We start from the raw sequence: 15,189 nt of genomic DNA, 5'->3' as shown, positions 1-15,189 counted from the left end.
ACGTCCATCGGAGGAGGGGACTCATGACCACGTACGGTCTGGTCGTTGACGTCGCATGGCCGGAGCTGCCCCGCGGGATCGCGGGCCCGGACGAGCTCGCCGATCAGCTCGACGCCAGCCTGGGGGACCGGGCGGGGATCACCTCCGTCGACCAGCATGGTCTCGCCGTGCGGGTCTACCACCCGCAGGAGGTCGAGGCGCTCGCCGCCGACCTGGCCGACAGGCTGTCCGTCATCGGCATGTCCGACCGCACCTACCTGTCGTGGCGCGACGACCTGGGCGTGCACCGACGCTCGGTGACCGGGCGGCGGATGGCCACGACCGGCCGCCGGGTCGCCTGAGCCGCTGGATGCCCTGAGCTGCTGGACGCCCTGAGCTGCTGGACGCCCTGAGCCGTCAGCGGTCAGCGGCCAAGGGGGTTGGCTGGCAGGGATCGCCTTGCGGTTCTGCGCCCCTACCGGCCGCCACGCCCTTCGTATCTTTCTGTAATGAGTTGTGCACGGAATCGTGCCGAGGTGTAATGCCGGTTTCTGGCCGAAAAACCGTACCGAAGCCTCGGCACGATCTGGCCGCAATCTGGCCGGGAATCCTGCTGGGGACAGGCGGTAGTGGCTGGAGTCATGGGGTTGCCGGTCAGAGTCGACATTTGACTACTCGGCATCACGAGGCGGGTGGGAATCGCTCGGTGAGGCGTCCTGACCTGGTCGATTCCGTGCCCGCGCGGGGGCGCTGGCCAGCGGCCGCTGACGGACCGGCGTGGCTGACGGACCGGCGTGGCTGACGGACCGGCTAGGACCGCGATGGGTGCCCGCCTGGCGCGCCGGCCACCCGCTGCTCGTCGTCGCCGGTGCCGCTGCTGCCGCTGCCACCGGTGCCGGCGGGCCGGTCGAGGGTCGCACGGGCGATCGCGGTGCCGTAGCGGACCGCGCCGGGGGAGGGCACCGGGCAGGCGGTCATCGGCGGCTGGACCAACGGGCAGAAGTGGGTGCCGTCCGGGCTGCGTACCGTGACCATCCCGCCGGGGCCGCAGGTCTCCCCGGCGATGCACGGCAGCGTCGTGGTGAAGCGTCCGCCGGCGGTGATCGCCCGGCCGGCGGGGGCGACGCGGGTGTGCTGGTGGGTCGCGGCGATCTGCCGCCACACCCGGTCCAGCGGGGTGAGCCCGGCGGCGTCGACCGGCTGGTCGCGCCGGGGCGGGGCGTCGACGAGGACGACCTCGGCGCCCCGGCCGGTCAGCAGCTCGACCGCCCGGGTGACGTCCTCCCGGTAGGCGGTCACCAGGTCACGTCCCTGCATGCACGCCGTGCCCTGGTTACCGGAGAAGGCCAGCGCGGCCACGGTCGGCCGCCAGCGTCGGGCCTGGTCGTGGATGTCGGTCAGCCAGTCGCAGGCGGCGGTGCCACCCCAGGTGCGCACCAGGACCTGGCTGTGACCGTCGGCGCGCACCGTCCGGCTGAACGACGCACCCGCCTCCCAGGCCAACGAGTCGCCCCACATCGCCACCCGCGGGTGGTCGTGCGAGGTGCGGTTGACGGCCACCGCTCCCGTCACGAGCACGACCGCGACCACGAACAACCAGCCGATCGGGCCCAGCCGTCCGATCCGCACGCTGCGCCCTTCCTCGACGCGCCCCACCCGCGGCGCTCTCCCGGCATCGCTCGCCCGCCCGACGCTCGCCCGCCCGACGCCCGCCCGCCCGACGCCCGCCGGCCCGACGTCCGTCCGCCCCGATGCCAACCAGCCCCGGGCGGCAGGCGCACAACCCATGCCGGGCGGGCATCGACCGGCATCCCTCCATGGTGCCTACCGGTCGGTGCGGTCGAGGTGCTACCCGCACATCTACCGACCCGTTGGGTGTGCTCTGGGTGGCACGTGGGTGGCGTGGGCTGCGGTCGGGCCCCGGGAGGCGCCGGTGGCCGTCACCACTCGCCTGCGGCGCGCAACCGGTGCGGCCGGCCGTCGGGGTCGTAGATCGAGTGGTAGAGCGGAGCTGACCAGGCCCGGCGCAACCGGCTCAGCCGGGCCGGGCGGTGCGGACGGACCCGCCCCGGCGGCCGATCCCCGACCCGCCCGCCGGCATGCCAGGCGGCCAGGTCCTCGGCGCGGGCACGGAACGCCGCGAAGCCGGTCTCCGGGTCGAGCAGCTCGTCGTCCGGGCCCGCCCAGTCGAGGTGCTCGCGCCACAGCCGCAGCCGCAGGTCCCGGGCGAACACCCGGGCGCCGTCGCCCAGACCGGCCGGGTCGCGCGGCTCGCGCGGGTCCAGCGTGTCATCGATCGTCGCGACGGCCAGCTCGCTGTCGTGCGTCCACGACCGGCGGTTGAGGTTGTCCGACCCCACCGAGGCCCACACGTCGTCGACCGTCACCGCCTTGGCATGCACGTACACGGGGGTGCCGGCGTGGTTCTCGACGTCGTACACCCCGACCCGGTCGCCGCCCGCCGCCCGGCACAGCTCCAGCGCCTGCTCCCGGCCGACCAGGTTCGGTGGCAGCGAGAACCGCCCGCCCTGGGTGGGATGACGCGGCACCACGATGATCAGATGAAGCTCCGGGGAGCGGCGCAGCGCGTCGGCGAACAGCCGGGCGACCTCGGCGGACCACATGTACTGGTCCTCCAGGTAGATCAGCCGGCGGGCGCGGCGGAGCACCTTCTGGTAGGCGCGGGCGATCGAGCGTTCGCCCGCGCGGGCGAACGGGTACGCCGGGCGCAGCTTGCGGGGGTAGGTCCGCAGGATCTGGACGTTGTGCGGGCCGGCCGCCGGCGGATCGGGCTGCTGGGGCGGCAGCTCGTCGGTCCGGGTCGCCACCGGGCGGATCCGGTAGAACAGCCGCCGCAGCGGGTTCGGGTTGTCCAGGCTCGACGGGTCGTCCCACCGCTCGCGGAAGGTGTGCTCCAGATCGCCGACGGCCGGGCCGCGCACCTCCACCTGGATGTCGTGCCAGGGCGGGGCGTCGCCGTACGGGGCGGCCATCGGCTGGCTCTGCGGGTCGCCCGCGTGGGCCGCGTCGTCGCGCCGGTTGTAGCACAGGTCGATCCCGCCGGCGAAGGCCACACCGGCCGCCGGATCGCCGGCGGGACGCGCGACGACCAGCTTCTGGTGGTGGGAGCCGCCGCGGCGCACCCGCTGATCCAGCACGACCCGAGCCCCGGAGCTGGTGAGCTGCTCAGCGAGCAGCCGGTTCGGTTTCGAGCTGAACGACAGCAGCTCCAGGTGGGACCGCCACATCAGGCCGCGGACCGCCACCCCGCGCCGGGCCGCCCGGCCCAGCACCTCGCCGACCTCGGAGCCGGCGCCGTCCAGGCGCTGGTCGAGGTCCCCGCGCCAGTCGGTGAACAGCAGCAGGTCGCCGTCGCCGAGTCCCTCGACGGTCTCCAGCAGGCGGGTGAAGTAGTCCCGGCCGTGCACGAGCGGCACGACGAGGTTGCCGGTGGTCCACGGCCGGCCGTCGGGATGGCGCCGGTCGAGGTCGGTGCTCGGATTCCCGCGCTCCTCGGTGGTCAGGAACCAGACGGCGAGCACCGCCGTGCCGTCCGACCCGACGGCGGCCGTCCCACCGTCCGGCTCGGGGGCCGGCGGGGCAGCCGGCGTCGGCTGCGACGGCAGGGTCCGCGGCGCCGGCGGGGCAGCCGAAACCGGTAACACGCCCGGTGCCGTGGCCCTCCCATCACTTTCCGCTGTCACGTCGCTCGCCACCGCGTCGCTCGTCACCACGTCGTTCGTCACCACGTCGTTCGCCCCCACCGTGGACGCATCTCCCGCCTGTGCCATGGATCCGTTCACCGAACCTTCCCTCGGGATGCAACCGCCATTCCCGGCGAGTCGCCCGATTCCTCGTCAGCCGTCAGCTGGGTGCGGCCGTCCGCCGCGTCCTGCTCGCCGCCGTCCGCCGTCAGATCCGCGCGCCCTTGGAACGGTTACACCGCCGACACAGCAGCTGCAGGTTGTTGACGCTGGACGCGCCGCCGCGGCTGAACGGGATCACGTGGTCGAACTCCAGGTGTTCGCCGCCCCCGCACTCGACGCACACCCCGCCGTCGCGCCGCCACACCTCCGCCTTCACCGCCTGCGGGATCGCCCGGCTCGCCCGGCTGCCCGGCGCGATGACCTGCCGTCGGGCGACCCGCAGGATCCCGGCCAGCACCGCGGCGACGTACTGCGGGTCGTCCACGAGGTAGCTGCCCGAGCCACGGGTGGTGGTAGCGGCGATGTCGACGCACCCGCCCCGCGCCTCCACCTCGACGATCTTCGACAGGCCGAGTTCGGCGCCCCGCCCGGTCTCACCGAGGAAGCGCAGCTTGCGGTTGGTGGCGAGCAGCCGACCCGGGGCGTGGCGGGGGCCGGCCGCGGCCTGCTGGACCAGGGTGGCCGGCGCGTCGAGGTGCACGATCTCGTCGAGGTCGAGGTGCAGGGAACCCGCGGGCAGCCGGGGCAGCTCGCCGGCGCCGATCCGGGTCAGCTCCAGGCCTCGGGCGAGGCGTTGGCGCAGGGCGTCGAGCTCTGGGCCGGCCAGGTGCAGGCGCGTGGCGGCCGCCTCGATGCGGTCGACCTCGTCCGGCTCGATCACCCCGTCGGTGAACGCGAACGCCGTCAGCCGTTCCAGGTGTGCCTGCCCGACCGCCTGGACGATCTCCCAGCCCGCCGACTCCGGAATTCGCTGGTAGCGCAGGTCGGCCCACAGCGGTTCGAGGTCGGCGCCGGTCGGGTCGTCCCGCGTCAGCGACGACACCACGCGGGCCCGCCAGTCCCACAGGTACGCCCGGATCGCCTGCGCACACTCCTCGCAGGCCGGCGGGCCGCCGAGCAGCCGCCACCGCTTGCGGGCGCCGCACCGTCCGCAGCTCGTGTCCGACTCCGTGAGGATCGGCGTGGGCGGACCCTGCCAGCGGTCCCCGTCCCACCAGCGCATGTGGTCCGGGCGCACCGGATCGGGATACCAGTCCGCCCGGATCCGCCGCGCCGGACGCGGCGAGCGGCTTCGCGGCACCTCGGCCTGCGCCGCGGCCTCTTCGTCGGTGCGGGCCTCGCGTTCCTCCCCGGCAGTGACAGCGTCCTCGGCGCCGACCCCGGCCTCGCTGGCTGAGCGGGTATCCGCGTCGACCTCGGGCAGCACCCGGGTGGGCTCCACACCGGTCGGCTCGTGACCGGTCGGCTCGTGACCGGCCGCATCGTCACTGGCCGGACCGCTGCTGGTGACGTCGGCGCTGGTCGGGTGGGCGCTGGTCGGGTGAGTGCTGGTCGGGGCGTCGCCGTCGGGGTCGTCGGTGGGGATGTCGGCGCGGACGTTGATGCCGAAGCCGCGGGCCAGGCCGGCGAGGCCGCTGTCCCAGCCCTGGGCGACGGCGCGGAACCGCCAGCCACCCGCCCGGCGGTAGAGCTCCCCGAATACCAGCGCGGTGACCGGCCCGTCGGGTTCCGCGACGAACCGGGCCACCGGCCGGCCCGCTCGGTCGGTCAGCTCGACGGCGAGGTCGGCGAGGTCGGCGAAGGTCCCCGAGTCGAGGGATCCGGCGATCACGATCCGGCTCACCGCCGGCTCCACCCGGGGCAGCGTCACCACCAGGCCGGCCGTCCCGGGGCCCGCGGCCGTCAGGGTGACCGCGCCCGAGGGGTGACTCGGCGCGTTGAAGAACACGAAGTCGGCGTCGGAGCGAACCCGCTCCCGCTCGGTGACGAGGACGGCGCAGACGTCCACCACCCGGCCCGGCGCCCAGCCGACCGCGACGCGTAGCACCCCGGCGGGAACGGGTGCGTTGGCGCCCTTCTGCAGGGTCGGGGCCAGGGTCATGGGGCCTTTCGCGGGTCGGGGCGGCGACGACCGCCCGCCACCGGCGGGTGGCCGTCGACACGTCTGCGTGGAAGGAATGTATGCCGATCGGCCCGCACGGCGGTCGGTCCTGACATATCGGGCCGCCGGCCGGGGCGCGCTGGGGGCGCGGCGGCACGTGTGGCAGAGTTTGGCGTCATGACGCGGTCCGTCACGACGCGCGGGTCCATCGTGGGACGCCGCGCCGCCCGCACGGCGGTGGCGCTGAGTGCCACGGCGGGCCTCACCTACGGCCTGCCCTCGCTGGCGACCCTGCGCCGACTGCGGCTGCGGGTCACCCCGACGCTCGCCGGGGTCGGCGCCGACGACCACGTCGCGCTCACCTTCGACGACGGGCCCGACCCCGCCTCGACCCCGCAGTTCCTCGACGTGCTCGCCGAACTCGACGTCCGCTCGACGTTCTTCGTCCTCGGCAGCCTGCTGGAGCGCTCGCCGAGTCTGGCCCGGGAGATGGTCGCCGCCGGTCACGAGCTCGCCGTGCACGGCTGGGACCACCGCCCGATGCTGCTGCGCGGCCCGCGGTCGACCCGTGACCAGCTCGTGCGCACCCGCGACCTGGTCGCCGAGGTCACCGGGCGCACCCCGCGCTTCGTCCGGCCGCCGCACGGCATCCTCTCCGCCGGACTGCTCGTCGCCGCCCGCGACCTGGAACTGACGCCGGTGCTGTGGTCGGCGTGGGGTCGGGACTGGACGGCGCAGGCGACCCCGCGCAGCGTCCTGGACACCCTCGCGCCCGACCTGCGCGGCGGGGCCACCGTGCTGCTGCACGACTGCGACTGCACGTCGGCGCCCGGTGCCTGGCGCAGCGCGCTCGGCGCCCTGCCGGAGATCGCCGCCCGGTGCGAGGACGCCGGCCTGCGCCTCGGCCCCCTCGCCGAGCACGGCCTGCGGGGCCGCTGACCGGCCTTCGCTGACCAGCCTCTACCAGGCGCGGACGAGCTCGCGTCCCGCCCCGGCGTCCGGCCAGAACGACGGGGCCGCCCCGTCGAGCAGCTCACGGACCGACCGGCCGAGCGCGCCCAACGCGGCGAAGGCGAGCGCGCCACCGGTCGAGATCCGCGCGGCGCCGAGCTCGGCGAGCTCCGCCACGCCCGGCCCGCCCGGCATCAGCAGGACGTTGACCGGCCGGTCCAGCTCCGCCAGCAGGCTGCGGATGTCCGCCGCGCGACGCAGCCCCGGGGCGTAGAGGACGTCCGCGCCGGCCTGCTGGTAGCGCTGCAACCGGTCGATCGTGTCGGCGAGGTCGTCCCGGCCGTGCAGATGGTTCTCGGCGCGGGCGGTGAGCACGAGCCGCCCGGCCGCCGCCTCGACCGCGGCGGCGATCCGCTCGGTGGCCAGACCAACCTCGTGGATCGAGCCCTGCGGGTCGCCGGTGAAGTCCTCGATCGAGCATCCGGCGAGCCCCGCGTCCACCGCCGCCCGCACCGTCGCCGCGACGTCGGCCGGCTCGGCGCCGTAGCCGTTCTCCAGATCGGCGGAGACCGGCACCTCCACGGCGGCCGCGAGCGCGGCGGCGTGCCCGAGCGCCTCGTCGCGGGTCACCGACCGGTCGGGCCGGCCGAGCGTGCCGGCGAACCCGCTGCTCGTCGTCCCCACCGCCAGGCAGCCGACCGCGGCGAGCACCCGCGCCGTCCCCGCGTCCCAGGCATTCGGCATGATCAGCGGCGCCCCGGGGTGGTGCAGCCCGCGGAACCGCTCGGTCCGCGCGGCGGTGGTCGAGGCCGTCACGGCGCCGCCACCGCTCGCACCGTGGCCCGCCCTCGGGCGGACCGGACGGCGAGGAATCCCTGCCCGGTAAAGCTCATCACAGGGTGCAGCGTAGGACACCGAGACTCGTGCGGAGGACCGTCCGCCCCAGGGGGCCGCTTCGACGCTGCCCCTCAGACCTCGGGGTAGAGGGAGTAGCTGGGGAAGTTGCCGACGAGGCGCTCGTCGGGGTCGGGTCCGACGGTGACGGCCCGGGCGAGGTGGGCGCCGCCGACGAATGCGCCCTTCCAGGACGCGCCGCGCCCGCCGAACGGCTCGTCGCGGTCGCCGCGCGAACGCGGCTTGTTGACGCCGACCTTGAACGCCTGCAGCTCCCCGGCGAGCCGGCGGGCGTAGGACTCGTCGTCGCAGGCCAGGGAGGCGACCAGCGCGCCGTTGGAGGCGTTCATGGCCGCCAGCAGCTCGGCCTCGGAGTCGACGACGACGATCGTGTCGACCGGCCCGAACGGCTCGGCGTGGCGCAGCGCGCTGGAGGCGGGCGGGTGCAGGATCGCCACCGGCGGGACGTAGGCGGAGGTGTCCTGCCCGGGGATGAACCGGCCGTCGGCGATGTCGCCGCGGTAGAGCGGCACGCCGCCTTTCGTGATCGCCTCGTCGATCTTCGCGGCGAGTTCCGTGGCCTTGTCGGCGGTGATGACCGGACCGTAGTCCAGCTCGGGCAGCGGGTCGGCGTCGTCGGCGACGGCCAGCGGATGGCCGAACCGGACCCCCGAGACCACCGGCAGGTACATCGCGAGGAAGCGGTCGAACAACTGGCGCTGGACGACGTAGCGCGGGTAGGCGGTGCAGCGCTGCTTGCCGTACTCGAAGCCCTTGCGCAGGTGGGCGGCGAGGGTGTCCCACTGGGAGAAGTCCCAGATGCCCCAGGCGTTGAGGCCCTCCTGCTCGAGGAAGTGGCGCTTTCCGGTGTCGACGAGGGCGGCGGCGACCTGCCCGCCGGCGGAGCGGCCGCCGACGAACGCCAGGCAGCCGATCTCCGGGGCACGCACCAGCGCCGAGGACAGCCGCGAACCCGATCCCGAGACCAGCGAGACCGGCAGGCCCTCCCGGCGGGCCAGGGCGCTGGCCAGCGTCAGGCAGGCGGCCCCGCCGTCGGTGGGGGTCTTCGCGATCGTGCCGTTGCCGGCGAGCATCTGGACCAGCATGGCGTGCATGAGCACGCTCATCGGGTAGTTCCAGCTCGCGATGTTGCTGACCGGGCCCGGCAGCGGGCTGCGGCCGGCGATCATGCCGTCGATCTCGTCGAGGTACCAGCGGACGCCGTCGAGGGCGCGGTCGACGTCGGTGAGGGCGAGGCGCCAGGGCTTGCCGATCTCCCAGACGAGCAGCAGCGCGAGCAGCTCGCGGTGGGCGTCCATCGCGTCGACCGCGGCGCGCACGCGGGCCTTGCGCTCGGCCAGCGCCACGTCGCGCCACTCCTTGTGGTCGTCGAGGGCGGCCCTGATCGCCTCCTGCGCCTCGTCCTGGCCCAGCATGGGCGGCCCGGCGATCGGCGAGCCGTCGACGGGGGAGTGGCTGTGCAGGGGATCGCCGGTGCGGCGCCACTCGCCGCCCCACAGGTTGCGCAGGCGGTCGGCGTCGAACGCCTCCGGGGCGAGCTCGTGGCATCGGGCGAACGCGTCGGACCAGGTCGTGCCCGGCTTGATGTGGAGTCGCGGCTGGGGAGTGCTGGTGGTCGCGGCCATACACATGAGATTGACGGTCAACGGCCAGATGCGCCACCAGTCGAGTGCCATATATCGCACATCCGATAATTCGATCGACCACAGATATCGGGGCCGACCGATTGACGGACGGTCAATTGACGAGACAAGCACTCATTAGGCGACCGGACGCGGATCGTCCGATTTGGCGCGACCTGGGCCCGTGTCCGGCAGTGGCGCCGGGTCGGGCGCCAACCCCCTGACCGGCCGAAACCGCTGCCGTTCCGGTGCCGAAGCCGGCGATCCGGGTGGGCGGAGACCGTCCACCGCGTACTATTTCCGGCATGTCGGATGCGTTAATGGGGGGAGACGCGGGCGTCACTCGGGCGCTGTCACGACCTCTGGTGTGTACTTCATCACGTAGAGTGGAAGGGTGTCCGAACCATCTTTCGTTCGCGTCCGCGTCGTCGCCCGGACGATTCGATCCTGATTCCCGGATGTGTGATGACGGCCAGTGTCATGCCGCCGTCGGCCGCTGAAGCCGACTCCGTCGAGGGCTCCGCACCGATCCGGGTCCTCGTTGTAGACGATCATGAGCTTTTTCTGCAGGGCCTGCAGACGGTCCTGGAGATCGAGGAGGACATCAGCGTCGTCGGCCGCGCCGGCGACGGACTGGAGGCGCTGACCCTGGCCTCCGGCACGTCGCCGGACATCGTGCTCATGGACGTCCGCATGCCCGGCCGGGACGGGATCGCCGCGGCCGGGGCGATCAAGCGGGCGGTGCCACGCACCCGGATCGTGATGCTCACCGTGTCGGACGAGGAGTCCGATCTGTTCGAGGCGATCAAGGCGGGTGCCGTCGGGTACCTGCTCAAGTCGATCCCGCCGCACGAGGTGGCCGACGCCGTTCGCGCCGTGCACAACGGGCAGAGCCTGATCAGCCCGTCGATGGCGTCGAAGCTGATGGTCGAGTTCGCCACGATGGCCCGCGGCACCGAGGACCGTCCCCGCGTGAACGCCCCGCACCTGACCGCCCGCGAACTCGAGGTGCTCAAGCTCGTCGCGGAGGGCCGCGCGAACCGGGAGATCGCCCGCAAGCTGTTCATCAGCGAGAACACGGTCAAGAACCACGTGCGCAACATCCTGGACAAGCTTCAGCTGCACTCGCGGATGGAGGCCGTCATGTACGCGGTGCGCCAGGGCCTGTTCGACATCGAGTGACCGCCCGGCCCCGGGAGCGGCACATGTCGATCCGAAAAAAGATCAACATGTGCTCTGACCTGGGGTGGGTGACGGGACTTGAACCCGCGACCACCGGGACCACAACCCGGTGCTCTACCAGCTGAGCTACACCCACCATGATCAATGACTACGCCTGGCGCGACCGATCGGGGCGCGCCGGCAATCCCTTGCCGGTACGGATCCCGAGTGTGCCGCCTGGGCGTCTCACCGAGCGAAGCCATCGTACCGGTCGAGGTCGCCTCGTGGGCAGGGGGATCGCCGGTGACGTGGACATCACGTTGCGTTCGCGCGGTCCGGGGCGGTCGACGGGGTGTTCTCCACCGTGGCGCCGCCGGGCGGCGACGTCGGGGCGAGGGTGCCGGCGGGGAGCGCGGCGAGGATGGCGTCGGTCTGGGCGCGGACCTCGGCCGCGATCGTCCGTGCCTGCTCGGTGCCGGGGCCGGGCGGCGGCACGAACAGCGCCTGCCGGTAGTAGCGCAGCTCCTCGATGCTCTCCTGGATGTCGGCCAGCGCCCGGTGGCCGCCCCGCTTGACGGGCGCCGCGTAGTACGTCCGCACGTACCAACGCCGAGCCAGTTCCTTGATCGACGAGACGTCGATCATGCGGTAGTGGAGGTGGGCGTCCAGCGACGGCATGTGGCGGGCGAGGAAGGTGCGGTCGGTGGCGATCGAGTTGCCGCACAGCGGCGCCTTGCGTACCTCCGGCACGCGGGCGCGGACGTAGTCGAGGACCTGCGCCTGCGCGTCCGCCAGGGTCAGCGTGGAGGCGCGGACGGCGGCGGTCAGGCCGGAGCTCTGGTGCATCTCGCGCACGACGGGCACCATCGCCTCGAGCGCCTCGTCCGGCGCCGAGATGACCAGGTCGATGCCCTCGTCGAGGATGTTTAGCTCACTGTCCGTAACCAGGCAGGCCACTTCCAGCAGCAGATCCGACGCGGCATCCAGGCCCGTCATCTCGCAGTCGATCCACACCAGTCGATCCATCCCGTTGACACTAGGGTCTGCGGCTCGCAACGTCACGCGCACCCCCGGGAGGCGGACGGTGTGGTCGGGCGAACGGCGGCGGATGTCAGCCGGTCGCACCCGTCCCGTTACCCACGGTAAACGTTATGGAGATGTGATCGTTGGCCACCTGGGTCGGGATGGCGGTCAGGGTGTACTCCCCGTCCGGTACCTCGGTGGTCTTCCAGCCCCCGACGTGGGGGTTGAAAATGTAGGGCGGCTGGCTCAGATCCAGCCGGAACGGGGCGATGGGCCCGTTGAGCACGAATTCCAGCGGGCCGCTGTAACGGGTCGACACCACCCGGATGGCCCGGAAGCCGAAGATCCGCTCACCCGGGCGGATGCCGGCGAAGGCGAGCGGCGTGGTCGCCGGCTGCGAGGGGGCCACGGTGACGAGACGATCGGTGGCGGTGACGGCGACCGCCGAGTGCCGCGGTGGCTGGTTCTTGTCGTACCCGAAGACCAGGATCGGCATGAGTATCAGCGCCGCGAAGAACAGCGCCAAGCCGATCCAGCCTCGTCTGAGGGCGTCCACGTCGTCCGGGTCCCTCCGCCACGCCGCCCATGGGGGATCCGGTCACTCTAATGGGCCGGTTCGCGGTGCTGACCGGCGCCCTCGTCTCGGACCGGCGCCCTCGTCTCGGACGGGCGGGGGCGGGCGCGGTCAGCGGGTGCGCCGCCGGCGGCCGGGTGGCCTGCTTGGCGGGCGGGCCGGGCCGCGGTTGTCGCGCGGTCGTTGGCGTACCCCTTGTCGACTGAGCCCCAGGATGCGCTGCTGTGCGATGCGCTCCTGCCGAAGACAGCGGCCACTATCCACGCCCCGACCGTAGCCGTGTTCGGGGTCCTGCGCGCCCGGCGTCACATGGTGTTTACCTCGCCCACGGCGTGTCGCTTGCAAGCCGTATGCGGTCTTGTCCGGCCATGCCGGTCTCGCCTGTGCGATCCGCCCAGCTCACGGCGGCCGCCCGCCGTCCGGCCGGTGTTCGGGGACACCGACCGGACCGCGGGAGAGCGCAGGAGCGTGATCAGGCGGCCAGGGCCGTGGGAGAGTGCCCGGCGCGCCCCGGCGACCGGCCGCCGTGGTCGGCGTCGAACGCGGGCTCCAGCGCCAGGTCCAGCACCTCCCGGACGTCGGTCACCAGGTGAACGGTGAGCGCATCACGCACCGGGGCGGGCACGTCGTCGAGGTCCGGCCCGTTGCGCTGGGGCAGCAGCACGGTGGTCAGGCCGGCCCGGTGCGCGGCGAGCAGCTTCTGCTTCACCCCGCCGATCGGCAGCACCCGCCCGGTCAGCGACACCTCGCCGGTCATGGCCACGTCCGCCCGGACCGGCCGGCCGGACAGCAGCGACGCGAGCGCCGTCGTCATCGTCACCCCGGCGCTGGGCCCGTCCTTCGGCACGGCGCCCGCGGGGACGTGCACGTGGACGCCGCGGTCGGCGAGGTCGCCGACGGGCAGCTCCAGCTCCACCCCGTGCGAGCGCAGGTAGGACAGCGCGATCTGCGCCGACTCCTTCATCACGTCGCCGAGCTGACCGGTCAGCGTGATGCCGGCGCCGCCGGTCTCCGCGTCGGCCAGGGAGGCCTCGACGAACAGCACGTCGCCGCCGGCGCCGGTGACCGCCAGGCCCGTCGCCACCCCGGGCAGGGCCGTGCGCTCAGCCGACTCCGGGGTGTGCCGAGGCCGGCCGAGGTAGCCGGTCAGATCCCCGGCGTCGATCGCGACCGGCAGGGCGGCCTCGCCGAGCGCCACCCGGGCGACGACCTTGCGCAGCAGCCGGGCGATCGAGCGCTCCAGGTCGCGCACCCCGGCCTCGCGGGTGTACTCCCCGGCCAGCGCGTGCAGGGCGCCGTCGCCGACGGTCACGTCACCCTCGGCGAGCCCCGCCCGGTCGAGCTGGCGGCGCAGCAGGTGGTCGCGGGCGATGACGACCTTCTCGTCCTCGGTGTAGCCGTCGAGGCGGATGATCTCCATCCGGTCCAGCAGCGGCGCCGGGATGGCCTCCAGCACGTTCGCCGTGGCCAGGAACAGCACGTCGGACAGGTCCAGCTCCACCTCGAGGTAGTGGTCGCGGAAGGTGTGGTTCTGCTCGGGGTCGAGCACCTCCAGCAGCGCCGCGGTCGGGTCGCCCCGGTAGTCCGCGCCGAGCTTGTCGACCTCGTCCAGCAGCACCACCGGGTTCATCGAGCCGGCCTCCCGGATCGCCCGCACGATGCGGCCGGGCAGCGCCCCGACGTAGGTGCGCCGGTGGCCGCGGATCTCGGCCTCGTCGCGCACGCCGCCCAGCGCCACCCGGACGAACGAGCGGCCCATGGCCCGCGCGATCGACTCGCCGAGCGACGTCTTGCCGACCCCGGGCGGGCCGGCCAGCGCCAGCACCGCGCCGCCGCGCCGGCCGCCGACGATCCCGAGACCGGCGTCCGCGCGCCGCCGGCGCACCGCGAGATGCTCGATGATGCGATCCTTGACGTCGTCGAGACCGGAGTGGTCGGCGTCGAGCACGGCACGGGCCGCGGTGATGTCGTAGGAGTCCTCGGCGCGGACGTTCCAGGGCAGGTCGAGGACGGTGTCGAGCCAGGTGCGGATCCAGCCGCCCTCGGGCGAGGACTCGGCCGTGCGCTCCAGCTTGTCGACCTCCTTGACCGCCGCCGCCCGCACCTTCTCGGGCAGGTCCGCGGCCTCGACCCGGGCCCGGTAGGCGGCCGGCTCCGAGCCGTTCGCTCCGTCGGTGCCACCGTCCGGGCCGTCCAGCTCGGCCAGCTCCTTGCGGACGGCCTCGAGCTGGCGGCGCAGCAGGAACTCGCGCTGCTGGCGATCCATGCCCTCCTGGACGTCGCGGCGGATCGTCTCGGCGACGTCGAGCTCGGCCAGGTGCTCCTTCGTCCAGGTCAGCAGCCGCTCCAGGCGGGTGCCGACCGCCGGCGTGCCGAGCAGCTCGATCTTCTGCGCGGTGGTCAGGTAGGCGGCGTAGCCGGCCGTGTCGGCGAGCGTGGCGGGATCGGTGATCGCCGACACGGAATCGATGACCTGCCAGGCGCCGCGCTGGCGCAACAGGTCCGTGACCAGCGCGCGGTACTCCTTGGCAAGCTTCTCCACGCGGGCGGCCTCGTCGGCCGGGGAACCGGCGCGGGTGCCGGCCGGGTCGTCGAGCGCGCCGAAGGGAGCGGCCGCGTCGTCGTCGACGACGACCGCGTCCACCCACCGCACGCCCGCGCCGCTCCCGGCGCCGGCATCATCGCCGGCCGTGGCAGCGGATGTGGCAACGCCGGTGCCGCGGCCGGCCGGGGCCGGCCGCTCGCCGCCGACGTGGGCTCGCGCCGTGCCGCGCACGACCGCCGCGGAGCCGCCGCGCGGCAGCCGGCCGACCTGCTCGATCACCCCGACCGCGCCGACCTCGGCGAGTTCGCCGTCGACACGGGGCACGAGCAGCACCTCGGCGGGCCGGCCGGCGGCGCGGCTGGAGATCCCCGGCGCGCGGGCGTCGGGGGAGCCACCGGAGCCACCGGAGCCGTCGGCACGGGCGGCGTCCACGGCGGCTCGGGTCTGCTCGTCGGACATGTCGAGGGACACGACCATGCCGGGGAGAACAACGGCGTCGTCGAGTGGCAGGACGGGCAACACCCGGATCTGTGGCATGTGGTCCACCCTCACGTGAGGAAGTTGAGTCACCTGGACTGAAGTCCCATTAGCCTACCGTTGTTCCCGAGGTT

The 15,189-nt window shown here is 73.6% G+C and carries 11 protein-coding genes and 1 tRNA gene; 3 read left to right on the top strand and 9 right to left on the bottom strand.

Annotated features, from left to right (window positions below; genetic code table 11):
- Positions 1-23: 23 nt before the first annotated feature.
- Positions 24-341, top strand: a complete 318-nt coding sequence (locus FF36_RS20395; protein WP_044886733.1) for a hypothetical protein — start codon at positions 24-26, stop codon at positions 339-341.
- Positions 342-789: 448 nt separating this feature from the next.
- Here FF36_RS20395 and FF36_RS20390 read toward each other — a convergent pair whose 3' ends face one another.
- The 3 genes from FF36_RS20390 to FF36_RS20380 all read right to left on the bottom strand — a co-directional run bounded on the left by FF36_RS20390 (position 790) and on the right by FF36_RS20380 (position 5,787).
- Positions 790-1,608, bottom strand: a complete 819-nt coding sequence (locus FF36_RS20390; RefSeq protein ID WP_082122087.1) for a DUF459 domain-containing protein — start codon at positions 1,606-1,608, stop codon at positions 790-792.
- Positions 1,609-1,919: 311 nt separating this feature from the next.
- Positions 1,920-3,770, bottom strand: a complete 1,851-nt coding sequence (locus FF36_RS20385) for a phospholipase D family protein (RefSeq protein WP_242422667.1) — start codon at positions 3,768-3,770, stop codon at positions 1,920-1,922.
- A 121-nt stretch (positions 3,771-3,891) separates the two neighbouring features.
- Complete coding sequence (locus FF36_RS20380; RefSeq protein ID WP_044886732.1) at positions 3,892-5,787, bottom strand: TerD family protein; 1,896 nt, start codon at positions 5,785-5,787, stop codon at positions 3,892-3,894.
- A 177-nt stretch (positions 5,788-5,964) separates the two neighbouring features.
- On the opposite strand from FF36_RS20380, the gene FF36_RS20375 reads away from it, so the two are divergent.
- Positions 5,965-6,726 carry a polysaccharide deacetylase family protein gene (locus FF36_RS20375; RefSeq protein WP_044886731.1) on the top strand — a complete coding sequence of 254 codons (762 nt, stop codon included), beginning with the start codon at positions 5,965-5,967 and terminating at the stop codon, positions 6,724-6,726.
- 21 nt (positions 6,727-6,747) lie between these two features.
- On the opposite strand, the gene FF36_RS20370 is transcribed toward FF36_RS20375, so the two are convergent.
- Together FF36_RS20370 and FF36_RS20365 are read right to left on the bottom strand one after the other, a co-directional pair.
- Positions 6,748-7,554: an isocitrate lyase/PEP mutase family protein gene (locus FF36_RS20370; RefSeq protein WP_044886730.1), complete on the bottom strand. Its 807-nt coding sequence runs from the start codon at positions 7,552-7,554 to the stop codon at positions 6,748-6,750.
- A gap of 152 nt (positions 7,555-7,706) precedes the next feature.
- Positions 7,707-9,278, bottom strand: a complete 1,572-nt coding sequence (locus FF36_RS20365; RefSeq protein WP_044886763.1) for an aldehyde dehydrogenase family protein — start codon at positions 9,276-9,278, stop codon at positions 7,707-7,709.
- A gap of 462 nt (positions 9,279-9,740) precedes the next feature.
- Here FF36_RS20365 and FF36_RS20360 point away from each other — a divergent pair, with 462 nt between their 5' ends.
- Positions 9,741-10,457, top strand: a complete 717-nt coding sequence (locus FF36_RS20360; protein ID WP_044886729.1) for a response regulator — start codon at positions 9,741-9,743, stop codon at positions 10,455-10,457.
- Positions 10,458-10,517: 60 nt separating this feature from the next.
- Here FF36_RS20360 and FF36_RS20355 read toward each other — a convergent pair.
- From FF36_RS20355 to lon, 4 genes are all read right to left on the bottom strand, one after another.
- Positions 10,518-10,593, bottom strand: a tRNA-His gene (locus tag FF36_RS20355).
- A gap of 158 nt (positions 10,594-10,751) precedes the next feature.
- The gene (gene orn / locus FF36_RS20350) at positions 10,752-11,432 is read right to left on the bottom strand and encodes an oligoribonuclease (protein WP_242422663.1); all 681 of its coding nucleotides are present in this window, start codon (positions 11,430-11,432) and stop codon (positions 10,752-10,754) included.
- A 115-nt stretch (positions 11,433-11,547) separates the two neighbouring features.
- Positions 11,548-12,015 carry a hypothetical protein gene (locus tag FF36_RS20345; protein ID WP_044886728.1) on the bottom strand — a complete coding sequence of 156 codons (468 nt, stop codon included), beginning with the start codon at positions 12,013-12,015 and terminating at the stop codon, positions 11,548-11,550.
- Positions 12,016-12,505: 490 nt separating this feature from the next.
- A complete protein-coding gene (lon, locus tag FF36_RS20340) occupies positions 12,506-15,115 on the bottom strand; it encodes an endopeptidase La (protein ID WP_044886727.1) in 2,610 nt (869 codons plus the stop codon).
- Between the last annotated feature and the right edge of the window lie 74 nt (positions 15,116-15,189).

The organism is Frankia torreyi, from assembly GCF_000948395.1.
Taxonomy (GTDB): domain Bacteria; phylum Actinomycetota; class Actinomycetes; order Frankiales; family Frankiaceae; genus Frankia; species Frankia torreyi.
Note: the sequence above shows the minus strand (reverse complement) of the source record. Positions and strands in the feature narration are given on the sequence as shown.

Bases quoted from the DNA above. Each gene is read 5' to 3' on its own strand.
- orn (WP_242422663.1), bottom strand. From the start codon at position 11,432: ATGACGGGCCTGGATGCCGCGTCGGATCTGCTGCTGGAAGTGGCCTGC.
- lon (WP_044886727.1), bottom strand. From the start codon at position 15,115: ATGCCACAGATCCGGGTGTTGCCCGTCCTGCCACTCGACGACGCCGTT.
- FF36_RS20380 (WP_044886732.1), bottom strand. From the start codon at position 5,787: ATGACCCTGGCCCCGACCCTGCAGAAGGGCGCCAACGCACCCGTTCCC.
- FF36_RS20360 (WP_044886729.1), top strand. From the start codon at position 9,741: ATGACGGCCAGTGTCATGCCGCCGTCGGCCGCTGAAGCCGACTCCGTC.
- FF36_RS20375 (WP_044886731.1), top strand. From the start codon at position 5,965: ATGACGCGGTCCGTCACGACGCGCGGGTCCATCGTGGGACGCCGCGCC.
- FF36_RS20395 (WP_044886733.1), top strand. From the start codon at position 24: ATGACCACGTACGGTCTGGTCGTTGACGTCGCATGGCCGGAGCTGCCC.
- FF36_RS20385 (WP_242422667.1), bottom strand. From the start codon at position 3,770: ATGGCACAGGCGGGAGATGCGTCCACGGTGGGGGCGAACGACGTGGTG.
- FF36_RS20365 (WP_044886763.1), bottom strand. From the start codon at position 9,278: ATGGCCGCGACCACCAGCACTCCCCAGCCGCGACTCCACATCAAGCCG.